This window comes from Pontibacter sp. T17 (genome assembly GCF_057219875.1).
Map to the genome: position 1 here is coordinate 1,149,242 of NZ_JBXVVW010000001.1, position 23,372 is coordinate 1,172,613.

19 protein-coding genes are annotated in these 23,372 nt (G+C 57.2%); 7 read left to right on the plus strand and 12 right to left on the minus strand.

The features are described 5' to 3' along the window. Window positions 1-14: 14 nt before the first annotated feature. Window positions 15-449, minus strand: a complete 435-nt coding sequence (locus tag AC2D8O_RS05170; RefSeq protein WP_484677729.1) for an RpiB/LacA/LacB family sugar-phosphate isomerase — start codon at window positions 447-449, stop codon at window positions 15-17. A gap of 81 nt (window positions 450-530) precedes the next feature. Between AC2D8O_RS05170 and AC2D8O_RS05175 the strand changes: the two genes are divergently transcribed. Beyond that, window positions 531-1,205 (plus strand): class I SAM-dependent methyltransferase, encoded by a 675-nt coding sequence (locus AC2D8O_RS05175; RefSeq protein ID WP_484677730.1) that lies wholly within the window; start codon window positions 531-533, stop codon window positions 1,203-1,205. Here the strand turns inward: AC2D8O_RS05175 and nadB are convergent. From nadB to AC2D8O_RS05190, 3 genes are read right to left on the minus strand one after another with little or no spacing between them, the layout of a single operon-like run. Then, on the minus strand, window positions 1,202-2,800 hold the full coding sequence (gene nadB, locus AC2D8O_RS05180) for an L-aspartate oxidase (protein WP_484677731.1): 1,599 nt from the start codon (window positions 2,798-2,800) through the stop codon (window positions 1,202-1,204). The genes AC2D8O_RS05175 and nadB overlap by 4 nt on opposite strands. A 50-nt stretch (window positions 2,801-2,850) precedes the next feature. After that, window positions 2,851-4,020 (minus strand): hypothetical protein, encoded by a 1,170-nt coding sequence (locus AC2D8O_RS05185; RefSeq protein WP_484677732.1) that lies wholly within the window; start codon window positions 4,018-4,020, stop codon window positions 2,851-2,853. After that, a complete protein-coding gene (locus tag AC2D8O_RS05190) occupies window positions 4,017-4,712 on the minus strand; it encodes a 4'-phosphopantetheinyl transferase family protein (protein WP_484677733.1) in 696 nt (231 codons plus the stop codon). Before AC2D8O_RS05190 ends, AC2D8O_RS05185 begins: the two co-directional genes overlap by 4 nt. Before the next feature lie 32 nt (window positions 4,713-4,744). Between AC2D8O_RS05190 and AC2D8O_RS05195 the strand changes: the two genes are divergently transcribed. Beyond that, the gene (locus AC2D8O_RS05195; protein WP_484677734.1) at window positions 4,745-5,200 is read left to right on the plus strand and encodes a hypothetical protein; all 456 of its coding nucleotides are present in this window, start codon (window positions 4,745-4,747) and stop codon (window positions 5,198-5,200) included. Between the two features lie 221 nt (window positions 5,201-5,421). Here AC2D8O_RS05195 and AC2D8O_RS05200 read toward each other — a convergent pair whose 3' ends face one another. Together AC2D8O_RS05200 and AC2D8O_RS05205 are read right to left on the minus strand one after the other, a co-directional pair. Beyond that, window positions 5,422-8,568, minus strand: a complete 3,147-nt coding sequence (locus AC2D8O_RS05200; RefSeq protein WP_484677735.1) for an efflux RND transporter permease subunit — start codon at window positions 8,566-8,568, stop codon at window positions 5,422-5,424. A 34-nt stretch (window positions 8,569-8,602) separates the two neighbouring features. Next, on the minus strand, window positions 8,603-9,655 hold the full coding sequence (locus AC2D8O_RS05205; protein WP_484677736.1) for an efflux RND transporter periplasmic adaptor subunit: 1,053 nt from the start codon (window positions 9,653-9,655) through the stop codon (window positions 8,603-8,605). 272 nt (window positions 9,656-9,927) lie between these two features. Here AC2D8O_RS05205 and AC2D8O_RS05210 point away from each other — a divergent pair, with 272 nt between their 5' ends. From AC2D8O_RS05210 to AC2D8O_RS05225, 4 genes are all read left to right on the plus strand, one after another. Then, the gene (locus AC2D8O_RS05210; protein ID WP_484677737.1) at window positions 9,928-10,314 is read left to right on the plus strand and encodes a hypothetical protein; all 387 of its coding nucleotides are present in this window, start codon (window positions 9,928-9,930) and stop codon (window positions 10,312-10,314) included. Window positions 10,315-10,412: 98 nt separating this feature from the next. Beyond that, window positions 10,413-13,547, plus strand: coding sequence for an efflux RND transporter permease subunit (locus AC2D8O_RS05215; RefSeq protein WP_484677738.1), 3,135 nt, complete (start codon window positions 10,413-10,415; stop codon window positions 13,545-13,547). Between the two features lie 35 nt (window positions 13,548-13,582). Beyond that, entirely contained in the window at window positions 13,583-14,725 is a 1,143-nt protein-coding gene (locus AC2D8O_RS05220) for a TolC family protein (protein ID WP_484677739.1), read from the plus strand. Continuing rightward, window positions 14,722-15,903: an efflux RND transporter periplasmic adaptor subunit gene (locus AC2D8O_RS05225; RefSeq protein ID WP_484677740.1), complete on the plus strand. Its 1,182-nt coding sequence runs from the start codon at window positions 14,722-14,724 to the stop codon at window positions 15,901-15,903. Before AC2D8O_RS05220 ends, AC2D8O_RS05225 begins: the two co-directional genes overlap by 4 nt. A gap of 41 nt (window positions 15,904-15,944) precedes the next feature. Here the strand turns inward: AC2D8O_RS05225 and AC2D8O_RS05230 are convergent, their stop codons facing one another. The 6 genes from AC2D8O_RS05230 to AC2D8O_RS05255 all read right to left on the minus strand — a co-directional run bounded on the left by AC2D8O_RS05230 (window position 15,945) and on the right by AC2D8O_RS05255 (window position 20,142). After that, complete coding sequence (locus AC2D8O_RS05230; RefSeq protein ID WP_484677741.1) at window positions 15,945-16,460, minus strand: GrpB family protein; 516 nt, start codon at window positions 16,458-16,460, stop codon at window positions 15,945-15,947. A gap of 69 nt (window positions 16,461-16,529) precedes the next feature. Beyond that, window positions 16,530-16,778 carry an LSm family protein gene (locus AC2D8O_RS05235; RefSeq protein WP_484677742.1) on the minus strand — a complete coding sequence of 83 codons (249 nt, stop codon included), beginning with the start codon at window positions 16,776-16,778 and terminating at the stop codon, window positions 16,530-16,532. A 4-nt stretch (window positions 16,779-16,782) separates the two neighbouring features. Next, the gene (gene porD / locus AC2D8O_RS05240) at window positions 16,783-17,679 is read right to left on the minus strand and encodes a type IX secretion system protein PorD (RefSeq protein ID WP_484677743.1); all 897 of its coding nucleotides are present in this window, start codon (window positions 17,677-17,679) and stop codon (window positions 16,783-16,785) included. Next, window positions 17,676-18,917, minus strand: coding sequence for a bifunctional phosphopantothenoylcysteine decarboxylase/phosphopantothenate--cysteine ligase CoaBC (gene coaBC / locus AC2D8O_RS05245; RefSeq protein WP_484677744.1), 1,242 nt, complete (start codon window positions 18,915-18,917; stop codon window positions 17,676-17,678). The genes porD and coaBC overlap by 4 nt, the downstream gene beginning before the upstream one ends. Before the next feature lie 5 nt (window positions 18,918-18,922). Further along, window positions 18,923-19,222 carry a DNA-directed RNA polymerase subunit omega gene (locus AC2D8O_RS05250; RefSeq protein WP_484677745.1) on the minus strand — a complete coding sequence of 100 codons (300 nt, stop codon included), beginning with the start codon at window positions 19,220-19,222 and terminating at the stop codon, window positions 18,923-18,925. Between the two features lie 53 nt (window positions 19,223-19,275). Continuing rightward, a complete protein-coding gene (locus AC2D8O_RS05255) occupies window positions 19,276-20,142 on the minus strand; it encodes an outer membrane protein assembly factor BamD (protein WP_484677746.1) in 867 nt (288 codons plus the stop codon). Between the two features lie 183 nt (window positions 20,143-20,325). On the opposite strand from AC2D8O_RS05255, the gene AC2D8O_RS05260 reads away from it, so the two are divergent. After that, the gene (locus AC2D8O_RS05260) at window positions 20,326-23,364 is read left to right on the plus strand and encodes a SusC/RagA family TonB-linked outer membrane protein (protein ID WP_484677747.1); all 3,039 of its coding nucleotides are present in this window, start codon (window positions 20,326-20,328) and stop codon (window positions 23,362-23,364) included. Window positions 23,365-23,372: the final 8 nt, after the last annotated feature.

Below are 23,372 nucleotides of genomic sequence, written 5' to 3' on the forward strand. Positions count from 1 at the left end.
GGTGCCCCGACGGATCAGTGAGGCTGCATTTTCTCTACCCGCCGGGTGTGGCGGCCGCCCTCAAAAGCTGTCGCCAGAAAAGTGGTGGCGGCGGCTTCGGCGTCAGCGGTGCTGATGAAGCGGGCGGGCAGACACAGGATGTTGGCATCGTTGTGCTGGCGGGTGAGCGCAGCAATCTCGGGTGTCCAGACCAAGGCAGCGCGGATATCGGCGTACTTGTTGGCCGTCATGCACACCCCTTCGCCCGAGCCGCAGATGAGGATGCCCCGGCCTTCGGGCAGGGCAGGCTTCAGGCCCTGCACCAGTGCGTGGACCACGTCGGGATAGTCCATACTGTCGGTGGAGTGGGTGCCATAGTCGGTGACGGTGTGGCCCTGCTGCTGTAGAAAGGCAATGAGGTGCTGCTTGAGGTCGTAGCCGGCGTGGTCGGCAGCGATATGCAGATGCATGCGGACGGAGGAAGAGGAGGGGTGGAATGAATGCACGTAAAACTACAACGCCCAACAATGCCGTGCTGTATCTTACAGGAGATGAAGGACAGAAACCTCCTGACATGGGCGCTGCTGCTGGTGCTGGCTTTAAGCTGTGACGCATCGGCCGACCAACAGGCCCAGCTTGCAGCACTGGAAGCCCTGCCCCTGGCCGAGCAGATGGCCCGATGGGAAGACCCCGCCCGTATGAAATGGCAGAAGCCCGAAGTGCTGGCCGCTGTGCTGGCAGGGCCAGAGGGGCAGACGATTGTGGAAATAGGCGCAGGGACAGGCTTCGTATCGAGGGTGTTGGTGGGGCTGCGCACACAAGACACCGTATGGGCGCTGGAGCCCCAGTCCGAACTGCTGGCCGAACTGAAGCAGCGTGCAGCTACCCTGCCGCCTGAAGCCGCCAACCGGTTGCGCTATGCCTCACTGCCACTGGACCACTCGGCATTGCCGGTGCAGTCAGCCGACAGGATTGTGCTGGTGAATACCTACGGCCACCTGACCGACCGTGTGGCTTACTTCAGGGCACTGCACATGGCATTGCGGCCCGAAGGGTTTCTCTGCATTGTCGATTTCCGCCGGGGCGACTTTGCACTGGAGGTTGCCACCGATACCATGGCCCGTACGCCAGAAACCGTCATCGCCGAGCTGCGGCAGGCCGGGTATCATTCGTTTGACCTCGATACCCTGAAACTGCCCTATCAGTACATCCTGCTGGCGCGTTAGAGCAGGGTGTTCTGTAGGCGCTTGGCGTGTTCGGGATAGTCGAGGCTGAAGTGCAGCCCGCGACTCTCGTGGCGTATCTGGGCGCTCTTGGTGATGAGGTAGGCCACGGTAACGAGGTTGCGCAGTTCGCAGATTTCCGGGGCCAGTTTGGTGCGCTGGTATACGCTTTCCACCTCTTCGTAGATGAGAGCGATGCGGCGGCGGGCACGTTCCAGGCGAAGGTTGCTGCGCACGATGCCCACGTAGTTGCTCATGATGGTCTGCACCTCGCGCAGGTTGTGGCTCACGAGTACCCATTCGTCTGTGTTGACGGTGCCTTTGTCGTCCCAGTCGGGTACTTCGCTGTTAAAGCTGTTGGAGGCGAGTAAGGATAGCGCTGCTTCCAGTGCGGTGTGGCCATAGACGAGGGCTTCGAGTAGCGAGTTGCTGGCGAGGCGGTTGGCACCGTGCAGGCCCGTATGCGAGCATTCACCGATGGCGAACAGGTTGCGGATGCTGCTGCGCCCCATTTCGTCCACGTCTACGCCGCCACACTGATAGTGGGCTGCGGGCACCACGGGAATCATGTCTTTGGTGAGATCGTAGCCCTGCTTCAGGCAGTGCTCGTAGATGGTGGGGAACTCGTGCAGCAGTTCCTCGCGGGGGATGTGGGTGGCGTCGAGCAGGACGAAGTCGGTGCCCGACTGCTTCATCTCGCTGTCGATGCTGCGGGCCACGATGTCGCGGGGGGCCAGTTCCAGCCGCTGGTCATAGCGGTGCATGAAGCGCTGCTTATTGTAGCTGTTGCGCAGGTAGGCGCCTTTGCCCCGCAGGGCCTCGGTGATGAGAAAGGCCGGGCGGGTGCCGTTGGGGTTGTAGAAGGCGGTAGGGTGAAACTGGTAGAACTCCATGTTGGCCACCCGCGCCTTGGCCCGATAGGCCATCGCTACACCGTCGCCAGTAGCCACGCCGGGGTTGGTGGTGGTGAAGTAGACGTTGCCCGCGCCGCCGCTGGCCAGTACGGTCACCTTGGCCAGAATGGTAAGGATCTCGCGGGTGTTGACGTCAAGTGCATAAGCGCCGTAGCACTCGATGCCAGGGTGGCCGCGGTTGACATACACCCCCAGGTGGTGCTGGGTGATGAGTTCCAGGGCGAAGAGGTGCTCTACGACCTCGATGTTGGGGTTGGCCGCTACGGCGGCGGTGAGTGTGCGGCTGATTTCGGCGCCAGTGGCATCGTGGCTGTGGAGGATGCGGTTTTCGCTGTGGCCCCCTTCGCGGCCCAGTTGCAGGGTGCCGTCGGCGGCGCGGTCGAATTTGGCGCCCAGTGCCATGAGTTCGCGAATGCGTTCAGGCCCCTCGGTGACGACGCGGCGCACTACAGCTTCGTTGCACAGGCCATCGCCTGCGATGAGGGTGTCAGCTACGTGTTTCTCAAAGCTGTCGCCATCGGCAAACACGCCCGCAATGCCGCCCTGTGCCCAGCGGGTGTTGCTGTCTTCGCGCTGGCTTTTAGTAATGAGCAGCACTTTGCCGTGCTGTGCGGCCTTGAGCGCGAAAGAAAGCCCGGCTACACCCGAGCCAATGACGAGGAAATCTACAGTGCGACGCGGCATGGCTGCAATGGGAGGATGAGCCCCAAAGATGTCGGAAAATCGGTACGCTGCTACTCTTTCTCCTGCTTTATCTGGTGCAGGAAAACCTGTTGGAGGAGCAGGCGCTCGGGCTCAGAAGGCGTAAGTTCGAGGATGGGCGGTAAGTACTGTGTCCGGTCATCTTTCTGGTAGCGCAGGCGGAAAGTGTAGCCACCAGTCTGACCAGGGAGCGAGCGGTACTCCCAGCGCTGACCGTCGGGTAGAAGTTCGCGGTAAGTTGGTGGGCCCAGAAGAATGAGCAGGGCACCCTCGCCACCACGCAGCTCGGGGCTGATCCAATGTGTCTGCGTTTCCAGCAGCAGATTCCGTTGGCCGTTCAGCCAGTCAAGCGCTGGCTTGTAAACGGCGCGCGCGCGCGATCGGCCCAGCATTATGTCCAAATAGTCGGTATTGCGGGGTATTCCCGCTTTACGATTCAGCATCTGGTGCTCGTCGGCGGGGACCAGAAGACTCAGCAGGGGTATCCACTGGTCGTAGTCGGATCGTCGGCGCAGGGTATCGGGGCAGTTGAGCCACCATAGGGGCTGCTTCAGACTGGTGTCGGCCAGCACGTACAGGCTGCCCATTTCAGGTTTCAGTGGCAGTTCGCCAGTTATAAGTGTGTTGGCCTTGGGGTAAGCGGGTCTGTTGGGTTCGAGACGGAGCAACGCAATGGGACCCCTGGGGGCCCGGACGATAAGCGCCTCCTGTGGCGAGACGAGAGTGTCGGTGTAGGGGGTCAGGTCTTCCTGCCACACAACGTCAAATGTAGAGTTATCGGCTGGGGGTGGGGTCCACCGGAGCAGGTTGGCGGCGGTGTAAGCCAGACGTTCGCAGCGGAAGCGCAGCCTGACAATGAGGGGTTTGCCAGGGGCTGAATTGGGTATGCGGAGCGAAAGCAGAAGGCCTTGTGCGACTTCCCAGCGGTCGGCAGGACCCAGCTGGGCATATTGCCGGAAAAGCAGGGTATGGGGTTCGGAGACAGCAAACTGTTCAATGTAGAGGTCAGCGGCGGTGGTGAGGCGTGCCTGAAGTACGATGAAAGCGGGTGGCAGGATGAGCCGCAGTTCAAGTGAGTCGGTAGACCAGGGCCGGAGTTCCGCCGGCTGCTGTCGAGGTTGTCCCGGCCCCAGCCGAACAGAAGGCTGAGCGAGGAGGGCGATGGGCACCAGCCACAGCCAAAGGAGGAGGGAGATTCTCATGGATAGTCAGGGCGTGGAAGGCCAATGCCAGAGGCAAAGACAGTGAGAAGGTTGCCGTAGTGACGGGTGAAGAGTGGGTGCTCGGTCTGGAAATGGGGCATGCTGACGCGGCCGATGAAGCGGCGGTCAGATAGGACGTTGGCATCGCCAGTGGCGAGATGACGTTTGAAGGAGCATTCGTGGCCGGCGAGGGCGTGCATTTTGTATAGCACTTCCTTGGAGCACCACACACGGTAGAAGAATACCTCGGCCAGGGCGGGGTCGGCGTGGAGATGGTCTTCATAGGCCTGACGCTCGGTGTCGTTCATGAACATACGGCGTACAGCGAAGTCGCGGGGCTGGCCCAGTTGCTCGATGTCAACCCCGACCGGATGGCGCACGGAGGCTGCGACAGCCACATAGCCTTCGGTGTGGCTGATGCTGACGTGCCAGGCGTTGTTTGCGAGGTAAGGGCGGCGGTGGGCGTCTTTGCGCAGATGGCGCATGGCCTCGGGCCCAATGAGCAGCATCAGGGCGTGACGGGCGGCCAGCCATTGCAGGCGCTTCTCAGGGTGGGTGACGGTGGTGAGCTCGCGCTGGTCGTCGGGGGACAGGTGAAGCCTGCGCGCGAAAAACTCTGGCGGTTCGGCGATTTGCCAGAATAAAATCTGGGCGTCGGTTGCTACGTTATCTTCCAGCGCCAATTGTGGCATAACTTTGAGTGCAGAGCACCAATAGAACGAGCATGCAAAATATCTGGCTTTTTCAATTTGAGGAGGGTTTGGACGAGCAGCAGAGCCAACTGCTGGCCGAGGCCCTGCGTACCAAGCTGGCCGATTGGAAGGCCCACGGCACACCCGTGGCCTCCAAGGTGGTGTTTCGGTACGGGCAGTTTCTCTTCATCGAGGCCTTGAATGAGGTTTCGGGCTGCGGAATTGACTGGCTGCACCAAGAGATGTTTGCCCTGTTCCAGGAGTTGGGCATCAAGTTGGTAGACAACAGCCAGATCTTCTACTGGTACGGCGACTGCATCGAGCGTATCGACTTCCGGGAACTGCAGGACGCCATCCGCTCGGGTAAGCTTACCGCCGACACCATTGTATTTGACAATCAGGCTATACAGCAAGGCGAGTTTGAGCGCTGGGAGGCCCGACTGATGGACACCTGGATGCACCGCTATCTGACAATGGCCGCCCATTGAGGTTAAAAAAATCTTAATCGCTGCAAAGTAATATTAACATCCCTCAACTGAGGGATGTTTTTGTTTGTGGCCGGGCTTAAAAAATGTAGAAAATGGCCATACGCGAAGCTCAAAAAAGACGAAGCCCCGCACTGGGCGGGGCTTCTCGCTTCCTGAAGAACTATTACAAACCCATCCTAACTCCAGTCCTTCATTCGGCGTATATCGTTGAAAATCAACTATCAGTGCGTGTTGCTTATGGTTTCGCCAGTGTTGACTGACGCTACCGTACGGCTGCGGGCTGCAAACCTGCGACCAATCCACGCCTTAAAGTTATCGACTGTGAGATAAACTACTGGCACCACAAACAGGGTAAGGAACATGGAACTGGTAAGACCACCAATGAGTGCCCATGCCAGACCGTTCTTCCATTCAGAGCCGGCACCAGAGGCCAAGGCAATGGGCAGCATACCCAGTACCATTGCCGCGGTGGTCATGACGATGGGTCGCAGGCGTTCGCGACCGGCCTCGATGAGCGCGTCAAAGCTCTTCATGCCGTTTTCCTTCTGGTGGTTGGCAAAGTCGACCAGCAGGATGGCGTTCTTGGCCACCAGACCCGAGAGCATTATGATACCCAGTGCCGAGAAGATGTCGAGGATCTTGCCGGTGAGGGCCAGAGCATAGAGCGCCCCTACCACCGCTACAGGTATGGAGAAGAGAACGACGAAGGGATAGACGTAGCTGTCGTACAGGCCCACCATGATGAGGTACACGAAGAGGATGGAGGCGAAGAAGGCGATGACCATGCTGGCGCCTGATTCATCCTGATTCTTGCGGTTGCCTTCATAGGAGAAGCGTACGCCGTCGGGCAGCTTGATTTTCTCGAGCTTCCGGTCTACCTCGGCGGTGAAGTCACCACCGGGGCGGCCGATAATCTCAGAGTTGATCTGGATGCTGGTTTCGCGGTTGTAGCGCTCCAGGCGGTTGGGGCCAATGGCCTGATAGACATCGGCAAACTGTTGCAGCTGCACCATCTGGCCCAGTTTGGGGCTGAAGAAAGCGAGACGGCGGATGTTGTCGATGTTGGTGCGGTCGAAGTTATCGAGCTGTACACGGATGATGTAATCCTTGTTGTTGTCGCGGTACTTCGAGTCGTCGTTGCCAGTGAGTGCGGTTCGGAGCGTCAGGCCCACTTCAGCGATGGAGAGGCCGAACTGGGAAAGTTTCTCACGGTCAATGTCCACACGGGCTTCGGGCTTACCCTCTTTGGAAGAGAGGCGGGCATCGGAAGCGCCGGGGGTAGTTGCCACAGCGTCAAGAATCATGTTGGCACCTTTCAGTACGTCGGCGTAGCTGCTGCCCGTAACCACGAGCTGTACAGGCGCTTCGTCGGCGGAGCCAAAGAAACCTACTGGACTGGCGCGGAACTTGGCCCCAGGGATGTTGGACATGTCGCGCTTGATGTCAAGCGAGAACTGGTCGGTGCCACGGGTACGCTGCTCGCGTGGAACAAGCAGTACGGTGAGGTCGGCTTGGTTGTTGGCAACCGTCTTTACGAAGCCGTCCTGCGTCTGGCCCACCGAGGTGATAACCCGCACGATTTCAGGGTAGGTAGACAGTCGGCGTTCTACTTCCTGTACAATGCGGTTGGTTTCTTCAATGGTGGCATCTTCAGGGGTTTCGATCTTGAGCACGAACTCGCCACGGTCTGACTGCGCAATGAAGTCGCCACCGATATAGCCCATGATGATAAGCGAGCACGAACTGAGGAAGATCATGAAGGTACCTACCCCGATGATGATCTTGTGGCGCAGCGCCCACTGAAGCGAATTGCCATACCAGTCGATAATGGCGTTGAAGCCCCGTTCGAAAGCGAGGATGAAACGGCCACCAAAGGTATTGGGATTGGGGTGCTCCAGGCGGCTGAAACGGCTGGCCAGTACCGGAGTAACGGTAAAGGACACGAACAGCGACATTAGGGTACTCACGACCACAACGATGGCGAACTCGCCCATGATGTTGCCGATAATACCACCCACAAACGCCAGCGGCAGGAACACCACAACGTCTACCAGGGTGATAGACATGGCAGTGAAGCCGATTTCGTTACGGCCATCTAGAGAAGCGGTACGGCTGTCCTTACCCATCTCCAGGTGGCGGTAGATGTTCTCGAGTACTACGATGGAGTCGTCAACCAGGATGCCAATTACGAGTGAGAGCCCCAGGAGGGTCATCAGGTTGAGGGTGTAGTCGAGTGCATACATCACGATGAACACGCTGATGAGCGAGGCCGGGATGGCTACCATGATGATGAGCGAGTTGCGGAAGCTGTGAAGGAACAGCAGCATCACCGCAGCTACGAGGAACACGGCCAGGACAAGGTCGTGGCCTACGGCATTGGCAGCCTCTAGGGTGTAGGTCGAGGAGTCGTTGCCGATTTCAAACTTTAGGTTGATGTCCTTGTAGAGGTTTTCCAGCCGTGCCAACTCAGCGCGTCCCAGCTTACTCACGGCCACGGCGTTTGCATCGTTCTGCTTGATGATGAGCATACCGATGGAGGGGCGACCATTGATGCGGTTGAGCGATTCAAGGTCGCGGATGCCGTCGGTAATGTCAGCCACATCGCGGAGGCGTACGTCGCCTTTGGGAGTGCTGGCTACTACGAGGTTGCGCAGCTGCTCGATGGAGGAGAATTTACCTGCAACGCGGACAATGAGTTCGTTGCCCTGCCCTTTTACTTTGCCCGTGGGAAAATCAACGTTGAAGGCATTTACCATCTGGGCTACCTGGCCCAGGCTGATGTTGTAAGCCTTCAACCGTTCTTCGTTCACATAGACACGGACTTCGCGGCGTTCGCCACCCACCAGGATGATCTGGCCTACGCCTTCCACACTGGAAATAGTAGGCACAAGGTTGTCTTCCACGAGGGTATAGAACTCGCGGGGCGACATGGTGGAGGTGACACCCAGTGTGAGAACGGGCAGTTCGTTGGGGTTCAGTTTATTGATGACCGGGTCGTCTGCATCATCGGGCAGCTGGGTGCTGATGTTGTTGATGCGTCGCTGGGCCTCCTGCAGGCGCAGGTCGGTGTCGGTGCCTTCAGCAAACTGAACAATTACGAAGGATGCGCTTTCGAGGCTGGTAGAACGAATGGTGCGAATGGAGCCCAGACTGGAGATTGCGTCCTCGATTTTCTTGGTAACGGAGTTTTCGACCTCACTGGGCGATGCTCCGGGATAGGTGGTCTGTATGGTAATAACAGGCCAGTTCATCGACGGCAGCAGTTCATATCCCAGCAGGGAGAAGCTGCCCAAGCCCAACACGCTCAGCACGGAGAAAATCACCACGACGAGCGAGGGCCTCTTGATGACAAGTTCGGTTAATGACATGTTTCAGGAGGAGTGAGTGTGAGGGGGTTCCCGATTACTTCACGATGATGACCTTGGCGTTGTCGTAGAGATTGAGCTGGCCACCCACTACTACTACGTCGCCTGCTTCAAGACCTTCGGTCACGCCGAGTTGGTCGCCAGCTTCACGGCCAATCTTGATTTTGCGGAGTTGGGCAACATTGTCTTTCACAACGTATACCTGCGGAGCTTTGGAACTGCCCACGAGGGCGTTGCGTGGTACGATAAGACCATTGCCACCGGCCAGAGAAATGAAGTCGACGCGGGCAAACATACCAGCTTTGAAGGGGTAGCGAGCTGGGTTGCCCATTACCACGTCAACAGGATATGTGTGCGAGCCATCGGCTTTTACCCCAATGGACTGGATGCGGCCCTCGAAGGTCTGTTCGGGGTAGACGCTTGAAGTGACACGGGCGCGGTCGCCGAGTTTGAGGCGCACAACGTCTTCTTCGGGTACGTTTACGCGAATCTTCAGCGTGTTGATGTCCACGATGTTGCCAATCTGTGAGCCTGGGGCCAGCGTGGCGCCCAGATCTACCAGTTTGCTGGAGAGACGACCAGCGAAGGGCATGCGCACTCGCGTGTTGCTGAGGGCCTTACGGGCCTGAATCAGTTGAGCCTCGGTCATTTTCACTTGCAGCTTCAGGGCCTCGAGGTTGGTTTCGGTGCCGATGTTCTGGCTGCGGAGATTGTTGTAACGGTCGAGGTCTGACTGGGCTTTCTCGTGTGCGGCTTCGGCCGACATAACCCCAGCGCGTGCCAGTTCGTCGTCTACCTGAAGTAACACTGCGCCAGCCGGGAGAAAGTCGCCGATTTTCACATTCATCGAAACTACCCGGCCGTTGGTTTCCGACACCAGCATGACGTCGCGGTTAGCTTCTACGCTACCCGTGAGGCTGAGTGCCTGGTCAAGCTTGCCTTCGCGAACGGCAGTTACGTTGACAGCGATTTCAGAAACGACGGTTTCTTTTGGGGCTGCGGCTTCAGACTTGGCTTTGTTGGTTTGGAGGGTCCAGATAATGAGCGCGATGACTGCTACCACGCCTAAGCCTACCAGAGCTTTTTTCATAACAGAAGGAGGAGTGAAAGGGTGAGTGTGAGTGGTTGAGTTAACGAAAGAAACTTTTTAAGTATTGCGCGTTTCCGGCTGGTTAAATTTTTTTAGTCCCCAAAGGCAGTATTCAGCAGGTGCACAAGAGAACAGAGGGCCGTAAACACGCGTTGAAAACAGAGTCTTATACGTGAAAGTTCAACGTTGACAAAATTGGCAGGCAGTTTTGAAAGCGGCAACCTTTGTACTAATTATGTGGAGCGAAGCGTAAGAGATACGACTCCAAACCGATGAAGCGGACCATCCAATCGTTGCTGCTGGTGTGGGCCCTGACGATAAGTCTGGTGCCGATGCAGTCGATGCGCGAATTGGAGAAGGTGCCAGCACTGCTGGATCACTACCTGACGACACACAGAGTAGAACAGCCCAATCAGTCGTTCTGGGAGTTTCTGGCCGAGCATTACAACACGCCCAACCCCTCGGAGCACAATCCGGCACACAACCACGGCAAATTGCCAATGTTCTCCGGTGCCTGTGGTGTGGCAGCCCAAGTGCCAGCAGGACTTGAGATGAACGTGCCGAGCCAGAGTGCACCAGTTCGCCAAGTGCCACAGCTGCGGTTTGCTCCCACTCGGCTGTCAGTAGCCGATATTTTTCAGCCACCACGAGTGGCCTGAGAACCCGCACTCTTGTGGTGCCTGCTGTCCTGAAGACCAGGGTAGCTAATGCCTGCTGATGTACAGGCGTCTTTTCCTTTACTTTTTTCTTTCAAGAAATGATCGACGCGATCATTCACTACAGCATACGCAATAAGCTGGCAGTGGTGCTGCTGCTGGTGTTATGGCTGGGTTGGGGTATCTGGTCGGTGGCTACGCTGCCGATAGACGCCGTGCCCGATATCACCAACAACCAGGTACAGGTTGTGACACGCAGCCCCAGCCTGGCGCCACTGGAAATAGAACGCTATGTGACGGCGCCTATCGAGTTGGCGATGGCAAATATACCCGGGCGTACCCAGACCCGTTCGGTGTCGCGCTTTGGCTTATCGGTGGTGACACTGGTATTTGAAGACAATGTGGACCTGTATTGGGCCCGGGCGCAGGTGCTGGAAAGGCTCACTTCGCTGCGCGATGTAATTCCGCCGGGGTATGGCACTCCCGAAATGGCACCGGTGACTACCGGTCTGGGCGAGATTTATCAGTATACCCTGCACTTTACCCAGCCCCGTACCGACTCGGTGGCAGCTGCTATGGAGCTCCGCAGCATTCAGGACTGGATTGTGCGCCCCAATCTGCTGGGGATACCAGGGGTGGCTGACATCAGCAGCTTTGGTGGTTATCTGAAAGAGTACCAGGTACAGTTGAAGCCTGATCAACTGACGGCAGCTGGCCTGACAATAGACGATGTATACAATGCCCTTGCCGTCAGCAACGGCAATGCTGGCGGAGCCTACATAGAGAATGCAGGAAAGGCCTACTTCATCCGGGGCGAAGGCCAGGTGGCCACGCTGGACGACATCTCCAAAACGGTTATCCGTACCAAAGACGGGGTGCCCATTCTGATGCGCGATGTGGCCACTGTCGCATTCGGCAGTGCTGTACGCTACGGGGCACTGTCTATGGATGGACAGGGCGAAGTAGTAGGGGGCATTATTCTGATGCAGAAAGGCGAGAACGCCCTTCAGGTGATAGACCGTGTGCATGCCCAGGTGGAGAAAGTGCGGGCTACACTGCCCCCAGGAGTGGTGTTGGAACCTTTTCTTGACCGCAGCGACTTCGTGGGCCGTACCACAGCCACCGTGCGCAACAACCTCATCGAAGGTGGACTGATCGTTGTGTTTGTGCTGGTGCTGTTACTGGGCAGCTTCCGCGCGGGGCTTATCGTGGCGTCAGTAATACCACTCGCCATGCTGTTTGCCGTAGGCCTGATGCGGGTGTTCGGTGTATCTGGTAATCTGATGAGCCTGGGGGCAATAGACTTTGGCCTGGTGGTAGATGGGGCGGTCATTATCGTAGAGAATGTGGTGAGGCGCTTCAGCGAGCATGTCCGCAAGCACCATAACCTGAGCCGGACCGACCAGGAAGATGTGGTGTATCATGCAGCAGTAGAGATACGCAGTTCGGCAGCTTTTGGTGAAATCATCATCCTGATTGTGTACGTGCCGCTGCTGTTTCTGGCAGGTATTGAGGGCAAGATGTTCCAGCCGATGGCCCTGACCGTGTGTTTCGCCATTCTGGGCGCGCTCATTCTGTCGCTGACCTATGTGCCGATGATGTGTGCTGCTTTCCTGAGCCCCAAGGACGCACACGCCGAGGGTGAAGGCAACTTCGCAGACAGGATCATTAACACGCTGTATGGTGGATTCTACCGCTTTTTCCGACGCGCGATGCGGGTGCGTAAAGCGGTGGTTGCGGGTGCCCTGGTGCTGCTGGTGCTGGCTGGCGGCTTGTTTCTGCGGATGGGAGGTGAATTTCTTCCGCGGTTGGACGAAGGTGACTATGCGCTGGAAGTGCGCTTGCCGGTGGGCGTGAGCCTAACCGAGACCCTGCGCATCTCGGCCATTCTGGAGCGTGAGCTGAAAACCCGCTTCCCAAACGAAGTGAAGCACGTGATATCCAAGATCGGTACCGCTGAAATTCCGACGGATCCCATGCCGATCGAAGCGAACGACCTGATGGTTATCCTGAAGCCCCAGGACGGTTGGACTGTCAGCTCAAAGGCCGAACTGACCGAGAAAATTGCAGCGTTCATCCATACGGTACCTGGTGTGGGCATTGCCATTCAGCAGCCGATTGAAATGCGCTTCAACGAACTGATTTCCGGGGCCAAGTCGGATGTAGTGGTGCAGGTGTTTGGGCATGACCTGTCCGAGCTGTCGCAGCAGGCCGACCGCATTGCGGCACTTGTGCGCAAGACGGAGGGTGTAGCCGACGTAGTGGTGCAGGCAGTGGAGGGTTTGCCGCAGATCCAGGTTGTGTATGACCGGACACGCATGGCCACCTATGGTATCACAGTAGACCAGATCAACCGTGCCCTTCAGACGGCTTTTGCCGGAGCAACGGTGGGTACGGTGTATGAGAACGACTGGCGGTTTGGGCTGACGCTCCGATATGGGGCAAGTGATCGCGCAAATGTGGAGTCGGTGAAGCTGCTGCGACTGCCCAGTGCCACCGGAGCCATTGTGCCGCTGGAGGCAGTGGCCGAAGTAAAACTGGAGAACGGCCCGGCGGAGATTACGCGGGAGCAAGGGTCGCGGCGGGTCAACATTGGCTTCAATGTGCGTGGCCGTGACGTAGAATCAGTGGTAGGCGAGTTGTCGCAGGCGGTGGATGCGCGTGTAAAACTGCCGCCGGGCTACCGGGTTGCCTATGGGGGCCAGTTCGAGAACCTGCGGTCGGCCAAGGCGAGGCTCGCTGTAGTAGTTCCCATCGCACTTGCTGCTATTTTCCTGCTGCTGTATCTCACATTTCACTCTGTAATAGAATCGTTGCTGGTGTTTGCTGCTATCCCGTTTGCAGCAGTTGGTGGCGTGTTGGCCCTCACAATGCGGGGGTTGCCATTCAGCATCTCGGCAGCGGTGGGGTTCATTGCGCTGTTTGGTGTCGCAGTACTGAATGGTATTGTGATGGTGGCATTCCTGAATCAGTTGAAAGCTGAGGGGATGCGTAATCGCTGGCGTCGGATTTATACCGCATTGCGCATCCGGTTTCGGCCGGTGCTGGTAACGGCGTTGGTAGCCTCGCTGGGCTTTCTGCCAATGGCGTTGTCGCATGGTGCTGGCGGCGAAGTGCAGCGGCCCCTGGCGACGGTAGTCATTGGTGGCCTGGTGAGCTCAACTCTGCTGACCCTGCTGGTGCTGCCAGCCATTTACTCTTTTCTCTTCCGCAACACGAAAGGAGAACAGGCATGAAGAAGCAAATGAAATGGTTGATGGTACTGATAGGCATGTTGTCAACCGCTTGGGCCCGTCAGGGTGCCACCCCCGCCGAGCAGCAACTGCTGTCGGCTACGCTGGCAAACGACCCTGACCTGCGCGCTGCCAATACAGCCGCTGCACAGTTGCGGGCATTGATACCTTCGGCGGTAGATCTGGGCATGCTGGATGTGATTGCCGAAGCACCGTCCGGCGAATTCTATACGCTGGGGGCTGGGGTGAAAATGGAGATGCCCTGGGTGTATGCTACCCGAAAGCAGGAATTCCGGCAGAATGCAGAAGTGGCCAGTGCCAGTGCGGCCAACTCACGTTTGCTGCGGATTGCGGCGCTGCGCAGCCTGTATCAGACTGCTTGCTGGCGCACAGCCCGGCTGGCACGGCTCACCGAGCAGGACTCCCTGCTGCAACGCCTGGCGGCGGCTGCCGAGCGGCGCTATCAACTGGGTGCCAGCAATTACCTAGCTGCGCTCAATGGCAAGCTGCGTGCCGGCCAGTATCGGGTGCAGGTACGTAATGAACAGGAGAGCGAGCGTACGGCACGTGAGGTGCTGGCACTATATGCCCACGACAGTCTGCTTCGGCAACTCTCATATGATCTTCAGGCCTACGGGTCGCGTGAAATGGACTCCGCAGATGCCGACCATCCCCTTCTTGCAGCCGAGCGTGCGCGGGTACTGGCAGCCGAAACCGGTATCAGGCTGGCGCGCCAGCAGCGGTTGCCCTCCTTTACATTCGGCTACCTGAATCAGGGCCCTACTCCGGGGCATAGCCCTGCGCTGAACTTCCGGGCTGGGCTTTCCATTCCATTTGCGTGGTGGGCAGGCAAAGCCAAAGTGGAGGCGGCACAACTGGTATTGGTGCAGCGCAGCGCCGAGCAGGAAGCGTTGGCCCGCCAGCTGAAGCAGCAGCGCGCTCAGGCACTGGCACGGTATCGGCAGGCCGGGGCACACCTGCGGCTGCTGGAGTCGGAAGGGCTGGCACAGGCCGACGAAGTACTGCGCGCTGCCCAGCGGAGCTTCGAACTGGGTTCCGATGATTTCTTTCTCTATCTCAACAGCATAGACCAGGCGTATCAGGTGCAGCTGCAATACCTCGACGCCGTGCTCGCATTCAACCTTGCAGCCATTGAACTTGACTATCTCCAGGGACTATGATCTTCCAACCTTCCGGCCTTCTCAGAGGTCTTTTCATACTGTGTGCAGCGGCTGTAGTGGCTGGCTGTGGCCAAGATACTGCGGGGCAGAAGCCTGCCGACAGTACGGGGCCAGCTTCGCTGACACTGAGTCGAAAGCAGCTGGCGCAGTATGGTGTGCTGCTGGATTCACTTCAACAGCGTACCATCCGTCCTATGCTCACCTTTAACGGAAAGGTAGTCGTGCTGTCCAACAGCCAGGCATCGGTGCGTACGCAGTTGTCGGGTGTGGTGTCGGCCATTCTGGTGAAAGAGGGCAGCGCCATTCGCAAGGGGCAGCCTTTGCTGCGGCTCAGCAGTCTGGCGCTGGTGGAACTGCAACAGGCCTATTTAAGTGCAGCTGCGGAAATGCAGGCACGAAAGCAGGCCTATGACCGTCAGCGCCAACTCTATGAAGAGAAAATTGGGTCAGCCGCCGACTACCAGACGGCCCAGGCTGCCTATGAGGCTGCACTGTCGCAGTGGAAAGCCTTTGCCGAAAAGCTGCGACTGGTAGGGCTGAACCCCGCCGCCTATGCCTCGGCTGAGAAAGCGGTGATTCAGCGTGAGTTGGTAATTGTGTCGCCGATGGATGGCTATCTCTTCAAGTTGCCAGCTACCATTGGTATGCAGGCCGAGCCCAGTGTAGAACTGGCACATATTCTCAGCCTGTCTGACCTGCACGCCGATCTGTTTGTCTACGAAAAGGACATCAACCGTATCCGGGAGGGGCAGAACGTTGAAATTCTGTTCTCTGACCGGAATATACCCAGTGTTATCGGTCGGATCGAGTTCATCGGCCGCTCGGTGGAAACGGCCGACCGCATGGTGATAGTGCATGCTACGTTTGAAGCCCCTAAAGGATATGTGGTATTGCCGGAAATGGCCATAGTTACCAGGGTGCAGGCACAGGGTGCTGCAAGTGTGCAGCCAGCCCTGCCGATGGATGCCCTTCTGCCCGAAGGGGAAAAGGCGCAAGTGCTGTGCGCTACGCCAGTCGGTGCCGACTCGGTGCGTATTGTGCGACTGGAAGTGGCCACCGGAGCCTCTGATGGCAAATGGACGGCTATTCAGTTCAAGCAGTTGCCTCCAGCGGGTGCACAGTTTGTTACAGCAGGTACACTGCTGGTGGCAGGGGCTTTCAATCAGGAAGGCGAATAGCTGCTTATCAGGAACGAATCAGCCGGGTTTTCAGCGCAGGATCAGTAGCCGATGACCTTGCGCTGAAACGCTTTTTTGCCGCTGTTGTACAGCTCGGCATCGCTGGCATGGCGGGCTGCCAGTTCCAGTTTTATCTGTAGATAGGCTTGCCGTAGGGCCGGGTCTTCGCGCAGCTCGTTGCGAAACGACAGTTTGCGACGCCAGTCTTCGCCGCCCAACTGCACAATCTGAACTTTATAATGACGGCCGCGCTGGTCGTTCCACTCCAGTGTGTGCTTATGGGATTCCTGCTTACGGAAGGCGGGTTCGTGATAGCCCAGGTCCTGCAGAATCTCTTTGTATTGGTAGGCGTAGTTGCAGTCGTCCACCCCCAGCAGAATATCAATGGTGGGTTTGGACGGCATATCGGGCACGGCAGTGCTGCCTACATGTTCAATGGATACCTCTCGCAATTGAGGATGCTGGCGCAGGCGGGCAAGTTCTTCGGCAAACTGCTGTGGCCAAGTAGGGTCATATGGCGCAAGCAGATTGTCGAACCCAGGGGGCGACAAGGTCATAAGTAGGGAAGTCTGACAGGCTGTTGTACCTGAAAATAGGTACAGGCGTATCCGAACACAACAAAATGTCTAAAACGGACCAATAATTTCCCGGGTTATTTCCAGCACGTCGCTGATGGGCGCGGTGTGCTGGTTGTTGGGTTGGCGCAGGGCCATGGTAAGGGCATCAGCTACTACACACTGCTGTGCATCGATGGCCACCAGACGGCCGTGCAAGGTGGTTCCGTTACGGAGTACAATCCCCACTTGGCTGTTTTCCCAAAGCTGTAGTCTGTCAAGTGGCAGGGGAATGCGCAGGCGTTCAGTACGGGTTCCCATAGGCTCAGTTGTTGATGCGCTGATACTGATTGAGGCTGCCGGGGTCCAGTTGCTCCATCACCTGCAGGAAGGCCTGCTTTTGCTCGGTGGGGGCGTTGTAGAAAACCTGAATGAGTTCGTTGGTCTTGGCGTCGATAAACGACTGCACCACGATGATATTGGGATTGGAGCGTATCAGCACCTGCAGTTGTTGGAGACAGTCCAGAATCACGGTGCGCCCCTTGGCGGGGTCTTCACTCATGATGTCCATACCGGCACGATGGTAACGGTAGAGGATGTCGTGGAAGGCACGATAGCTGTTGTTCAGCAGGTTTTCAGTGAGCCAGTAGCGGTTGCGCTGGTTCTCGCCCGACCGCCAGCCGGGTTCGCCAGCATTCTGTGCCAGACTTACGGTTTGCTGTGCCAGCTGAAACCAGTTGTTACCTCCGCTGGGGCTGAAACTGTCGGCATCGTAGCCCAAGGCCAGATAGGCGTAGAAATTGAGTATGCTGGGCAGGTTGCCAATGTAGGTGTTGTCAGAGAACTGTAGCGGCTGAAAAGGCTGGTAGGTAATCTGGAAGTCTTTGTCCTGGTAGTTGACCAAGGCGGTTTCGTAAGTGGAGTTATAGACGGGGCGGGTAATCTGTACCTGAAGGGTGCCCAGAAAGCGGTCCTGCGCGGGTATGCTGGTGAGCACAATGGTGAGGACGCAACGTATCCGTTCGTAGGGCGCGACGGTCAGGTTTGTCCAGCGGCGGTTGTTCAGGTAGCTGGCGATGTCGCTCTTCAGCTGGTCCAGGATAGAGCGGTCGATGCCTTGTGCAGTGGGGGCCTGTAAGTTAACGGTGACGTTAAGCTCCTGTGCATGCAGGGCCTGTGTCAAAGCCAGCGCCAGCGCCAGAAGCAGGCTGCGAATCATCATAGAGGCAATCTAGCAAGCTCAGCGGCAAAAGTCTGCATGAGACTCAGGCCAATATCGGCTTTCGACATAAGCGGGAGAGGCACGGTGCGGCCGTCACGGTGCAGCAGTGTCACTTTGTTGGTGTCGTAGCCAAATCCTGCGCCGGGATCTGCCAGGGTATTCAGGACAATGATGTCGCACTTCTTCCGCTCAAGCTTTTCACGGCCATAGGCTTCGGCGTTGTTTGTTTCCAGGGCAAAACCCACCAGCAGTTGGTTGGGGCGGCGGGTCTGTCCCAGTCCGGCCAGGATGTCGGGGTTGCGTACCAGCGACAGTGTCAGCCCATCGGTGTTGGCGTCCGACTTCTTGAGTTTTTCCGCGGCTGCGTGGGCTGGGCGGTAATCTGCCACCGCGGCTGAGAGAATGAAGATGTCTGCGGTGTCGGCATGTGCCTGTACCGCCTGCTGCATGTCGATGGCTGTAACCACTGGCACTACGTTAATGTCGGGTGAGTTGGGCCGAAGGGTAGTGGGTCCTAGAACCAGTGTTACGTCTGCCCCCATCTGGCGGGCCGCTTCTGCAATTGCGATGCCCATTTTGCCAGTGGAGTGGTTGCTGATGTAACGGACCGGGTCGAGGGCTTCTTGAGTGGGGCCAGCGGTAAGGAGCACCTTGCGGCCTTTCAGGAGTTGCGGTGTCGGGGCCAGTATCGCCACCACCGCTTCCAGCAGAGCTTCAGGCTCGGCCATGCGTCCCAGGCCTTCCAGTCCACTGGCCAGATAGCCGGAGGTTGCTTCTACCAAATGGGTGCCACGGGCTTTCAGCAGTGCCAGGTTATGCTGTGTGGCAGGGTGCTGATACATCTCACGGTCCATGGCAGGGGCCATAAGCACCGGACAATTGGCGCTTAGCAGAACCGCCTGAAGAGCGTCGTCGCAGAGACCGTGTGCAAGTTTGGCCAGTGAATTGGCTGTAGCGGGGGCCACCAGAATGAGGTCGGCGCGATGGCCCAGCTGCACGTGCCGGCTCCAGTCGGGCTGGTTGCCGCTGCCCACTTCATCGGCCCAGAGGTTGGTGAAGACCGACTTTCGCGAGAGGGTAGCAAACGTTAGCGGCGCTACGAATTCGCGCGCCGCTGGTGTCATTACAACTTCCACCTCGGCGCCTTCCTGTTGGAGCAGGCGCAGGAGAAGCACAGACTTATATGCAGCAATGCTGCCTGTAACGCCCAGAACGATGGTTCGGCCCGCCAGGCGCATAGCAATCAGGATTCTTCAGCGTCGCGGAAGTACACCTGACGGTTGGCGTATTCGTCAATCGCCAGCAGGGTAGGCTTGGGCATTGCCTCGTAGTATTTGGCAATCTCAATCTGCTCGCGGTTTTCTACTACTTCTTCGAGATTGTCGCTGCTGGTAGCAAATTCGGCCAGCTTCTCGTTGAGTTCGTGCTTGAGCTTGGCGCCAATCTGGTTGGCCCGGCGGCCCAGTACCGATACAGTTTTATAGACGTTGCCGGAAGATTCCGACAGCTTGGCCATGTCGATGGGCTGAATGCTGTTGCTCATATCGTAAGGTAAGAAAGCGCTGGGGTAAAACGAAAGTCCGGAAGTAAATAGTATCAGTTGGCCGTGGGGGCAGGGGCTGGCTTGTTTTTGGCAATGCGCCGCATTTTGTCTTCCACATCCTGATAGATGCGCTCTGCCGAGCGGAGATACTGGCTGTTGGGATAGCGGGCCAGGAATCGGTTGTACATGGCCATCGCCTCCATGTAGCGGCTTTCCTGCTTGTCGGGTACGCTGTTATCGGCGTATAGCACCTGCGAATGGAAGAGGAGATACTGCGCCCGTTCGCGATAGGGACTGTCGCCATACTCATCCATCACGACCTTGAGGGCTACAGTTGCTGCCTTGAAGTGCGAAATGCGATAGTAGAGTTCACCTTCGTAAAGGGCCTTGCGGGCCATGCGGTCGCGCAGCTCGCGAATGGTTTTGTTGGCCGTCTCCACACGCTTGGAGGTGGGGTAGAGGCTGAGAAACAACTGAAAACTCTCGATGGCTTTGGCTGTTTCGGTTTGGTCGTGCTCAAAATCGAGTGCCATCGCCCGGTGCGACTCACCTACCATGTACATGGCATCTTCAGTGTAGTCGCTGTTGGGGAACTGGTCTACATACTGCTGAAAGTGGTGAGCAGAGGTGATGTACTCCCCCACCTGGTACTTGGTGAGCGCATAGTAGTACGTAATGGATGCAGCGCGGGGCGAGCCACGGTAGGCACCAATAAGCTCTTCAAACAGAATGGAGGCAGCTTCGTATTTCTTCTTGTTATAAAAGTAGAAGGCTGCAGAATCGCGGTCAGCCAGGTTGCGGCTGCGCGACATTTTAACGTACCGGTTACAGCCAGTGCCAGCGAAGGCTGCGGCAACCGCCAGAAGAAACAGCAGAACACGAAAGCGCACGACAAGCGGCATAAGGGTAGACCCAACCATAATCAGGCAAAGGTAGGGAGGAGGAGGATTCGTGCGCCAAAAAAATGGAGAGGGGGGTTTGGGAAGTGCCCTTCTTAACATTAAGATTATTTCACACCTCAAATGGCGCGGGTTTTGGGTCCCCGTTTTGGTTTTTTGCACAACTTGGTTGCGTCCAAATCGATTTGTCCAAAATCGACGTCTATGAGAAAATTCCTTACTCTATTGATCCTAGTCGGGTCAGGGGCAACTGTGTGCGCCCAATCCGACGCCCGAAACCGAGGTGAAGCCTCGGGGACGGAAGCACAGCAGGGGACACGCACGGTACGAGGTACTGTGGTGGACGCTGCAGGTGAACCCCTTGCGGGAGCCTCTGTGAGTATTGTCAACCGTGCCAATGGCAGTGTAGTTGGCGGCACCTATTCTGACGGAACTGGCGCTTTCCAGGTCGCCATTCCGGCAGGTGGAGACTATGTGCTCCGTGTGAGTTACGTCGGCTCAAAAACGCAGGAAATCAATCCTGCGGGGCGCGATAACTTCGACATCAAGCTGGCAGGGGAAACCGAGCTGGAGGCTGTTATCATCTCCGGTCTGGCATCTACCACTACCCGCGCTAACGCCACCACCTCGGTAGGGGTAGTCAGCGCAGACCAACTGGTAGGTACCACCCGCCCAACGACACTTGACAACGCCCTGAGCGGCAAGGTGCTAGGTGCCACAGTTACGCAGAACTCGGGTGCTCCGGGTGGGGGTGTTTCCGTGAAGTTGCGGGGTATTTCGTCCATCTCCCTCTCCAGCGAACCCTTGTATGTAGTGGATGGGGTTATCATGAACAACGGCTCGGCCGTGAACAACTCGGGCAACAGCTATATCACCAACGCTGGCACGGGTCAGGATAACACCACCAACCGTATGGCCGATATCAATCCGGCCGACATTGAAGAGGTGCAGGTGCTAAAGGGTCCTGCCGCGGCAGCCATCTACGGTCTGCGGGCCAACGCGGGTGTTATTGTGATCCGAACCAAGCGGGGCCAGCCTGGCAAAACCCGGGTTACCTTCCGCCAGGATGTTGGTTTTATCGAGGCTACCAAGTTTCTGTATCCAACTTCAGATTATTGGAATGAAGAAAGGGTGGCCATCGGCTGGGGCCCCTCTGAGGTGGCCAACTTCCAGACTGCCAAAGCTGCAGGCAAGCTCTACAACTATGAGCGTGAGTTCTTTGGTAACACGGGTGCCCTGTACGAAAGCAACCTGCAGGTTTCCGGTGGTAACGAGCGTACCACTTTCCATCTGTCGGGCACTACCCACAACGAAACGGGTATCATGCTGCGCACAGGCTACAGCCGTAACAACCTGGCGGTGCGGGCCAGCCATAAACTGACCGACAACATCACGCTGGATGCCTCGATGAACCTGCTGAACTCTGAAAGCAACCGCGGGTTTAACGGAAACGACAACAACGGGGTTTCGGTAGCCTACAACCAGTACAGTATTCCTGCCTGGGCCGAGTTGCATGCCAACCCGTTGACCGGCGTATTCCCCGACAACGACTACGGTTCAGAAAACCCGCTGGCGGTAATCGAGCGGATGGTTAACCGCGAGCGCGTCAATCGTTACTATGGCTCAATATCGTTAGACTGGATGCTCTTTTCGAAAGAGAAGAGTTTCCTGAAACTGAATGCATTGGGGGGCTTTGACATTTCGAACGTAGACAACTTCGTTCATGCGCCCAACGACATGCAGTTTCAGCGCCAGAACTTCCCGGCATCACAGGCGGGTGCGTCCGTTGCTACCAATACCTATCGTCTGCAGGCAAACTGGCAGGCTTTTCTGGTGTACAACTGGCAGCTTGCGGATGTCAACCTCAATAGCCAGCTGGGTGTTACTCGCTTCATTACACGGGGCCAGCGGTCTGCACTGATTGGCCGTGGCCTGCCGCTGAACCAATACAACCCTCAGCGCGGGGCTACACAGTCGCTTGAGTTTACGGATGGTCCCTTCACATGGGACGTTGGTTTTACCTTCCAGCAGGACTTCAACTGGAAAGACCGCGTCATGGGCTCGGTAGGTATCCGTGCCGACCGTACCAGCCTCAATGGTGGCGACCCGAACAAACTGTATTACTTCCCCCGCGCTTCACTGGCGGTGAACGTAGCCAACTTCGATTTCTGGAACGTTGATTTCGTAAGTCAGCTGAAGCCCCGAGTTTCCTGGGGACAGTCGGGTGGAGTGGCCAACTACGGTGACTATACCTTCACGACGGCTACTCAAAACATTGGCGGCAATGCAGGCGTGGTATTTCCAACCACACTGCCTAACCAGAATGTGCAATTCGAGCGCAAGCAGGAGATTGAACTGGGCCTCGACCTTGGCTTGCTGGACAACAAAGTGCGCTTGGAGATGAACTACTTCATCAACAAGACGTTCGACTTCCTCGGTACCTATATTCTGGCATCGTCTGTTGGTTACCAGCAGGTGAACTCGTATCCGATCGGTGATCTGGAGAACCGTGGTATCGAACTCGGTCTGGTGGTTACGCCCATCAACAAGCCAAACGTCAGCTACACGGCGATCTTCAATTTCACGAAGTACAAGACCGAGGTTACCCGTCTGATTGTGCCTGAGATTTCTTCTTATGGCCGTGCATTTGGGGGGCCGTATGGCCAGAATCCGGTTGGGGTAGGCAAAAACCCCACCGACTGGTATGGTCGTGACATTGATGGTACCAACCGTCGGTTTGGCCCCAGCCAGCCCGATTTCGAACTCAGCTGGGCCAGTAACCTCACCTTCCTGAAGAACTTCCAGTTCAATATGCTCTGGATCTGGCGTAAGGGGCAGTACAACTCGCAGTTTGCGACCAACTATCTGGACCTGCACGCACAGTCGCCCGACTTCTTCGATCCGTCACCAGACCCCGCTTATCAGAGTCTGGGCGAGTTTCGCCTGAACGAGTGGGCTGATGCCTATGCTGGTTATTACCTCGTGGATGCCAGCTTCATCCGCCTCCGTGAAATCGGCCTGAAGTATAACCTCCCCACATCGTGGACAGAAAGTTGGAGTAAGGGTGTAGTCAAGGGCTTGAGCGTGGGTGTATCGGCCTACAATCTGGTCACGATTACCAAGTATCCTGGTTATGATCCTGAGGTTTCCAACTTCGGTATCCAAACCCTCGGGGGCCAGCAGGATCTGCTTTCGCACCCGAACACCCGTCGTGTGATCTTCTCGCTCAACGTGCAATTCTAACCCTACTG

Coding starts and splice junctions, on each gene's coding strand:
- AC2D8O_RS05170 (WP_484677729.1), bottom strand. CDS start 449: ATGCATCTGCATATCGCTGCCGACCACGCCGGCTACGACCTCAAGCAG.
- AC2D8O_RS05175 (WP_484677730.1), top strand. CDS start 531: ATGAAGGACAGAAACCTCCTGACATGGGCGCTGCTGCTGGTGCTGGCT.
- nadB (WP_484677731.1), bottom strand. CDS start 2,800: ATGCCGCGTCGCACTGTAGATTTCCTCGTCATTGGCTCGGGTGTAGCC.
- AC2D8O_RS05185 (WP_484677732.1), bottom strand. CDS start 4,020: ATGAGAATCTCCCTCCTCCTTTGGCTGTGGCTGGTGCCCATCGCCCTC.
- AC2D8O_RS05190 (WP_484677733.1), bottom strand. CDS start 4,712: ATGCCACAATTGGCGCTGGAAGATAACGTAGCAACCGACGCCCAGATT.
- AC2D8O_RS05195 (WP_484677734.1), top strand. CDS start 4,745: ATGCAAAATATCTGGCTTTTTCAATTTGAGGAGGGTTTGGACGAGCAG.
- AC2D8O_RS05200 (WP_484677735.1), bottom strand. CDS start 8,568: ATGTCATTAACCGAACTTGTCATCAAGAGGCCCTCGCTCGTCGTGGTG.
- AC2D8O_RS05205 (WP_484677736.1), bottom strand. CDS start 9,655: ATGAAAAAAGCTCTGGTAGGCTTAGGCGTGGTAGCAGTCATCGCGCTC.
- AC2D8O_RS05210 (WP_484677737.1), top strand. CDS start 9,928: ATGAAGCGGACCATCCAATCGTTGCTGCTGGTGTGGGCCCTGACGATA.
- AC2D8O_RS05215 (WP_484677738.1), top strand. CDS start 10,413: ATGATCGACGCGATCATTCACTACAGCATACGCAATAAGCTGGCAGTG.
- AC2D8O_RS05220 (WP_484677739.1), top strand. CDS start 13,583: ATGTTGTCAACCGCTTGGGCCCGTCAGGGTGCCACCCCCGCCGAGCAG.
- AC2D8O_RS05225 (WP_484677740.1), top strand. CDS start 14,722: ATGATCTTCCAACCTTCCGGCCTTCTCAGAGGTCTTTTCATACTGTGT.
- AC2D8O_RS05230 (WP_484677741.1), bottom strand. CDS start 16,460: ATGACCTTGTCGCCCCCTGGGTTCGACAATCTGCTTGCGCCATATGAC.
- AC2D8O_RS05235 (WP_484677742.1), bottom strand. CDS start 16,778: ATGGGAACCCGTACTGAACGCCTGCGCATTCCCCTGCCACTTGACAGA.
- porD (WP_484677743.1), bottom strand. CDS start 17,679: ATGATGATTCGCAGCCTGCTTCTGGCGCTGGCGCTGGCTTTGACACAG.
- coaBC (WP_484677744.1), bottom strand. CDS start 18,917: ATGCGCCTGGCGGGCCGAACCATCGTTCTGGGCGTTACAGGCAGCATT.
- AC2D8O_RS05250 (WP_484677745.1), bottom strand. CDS start 19,222: ATGAGCAACAGCATTCAGCCCATCGACATGGCCAAGCTGTCGGAATCT.
- AC2D8O_RS05255 (WP_484677746.1), bottom strand. CDS start 20,142: ATGGTTGGGTCTACCCTTATGCCGCTTGTCGTGCGCTTTCGTGTTCTG.
- AC2D8O_RS05260 (WP_484677747.1), top strand. CDS start 20,326: ATGAGAAAATTCCTTACTCTATTGATCCTAGTCGGGTCAGGGGCAACT.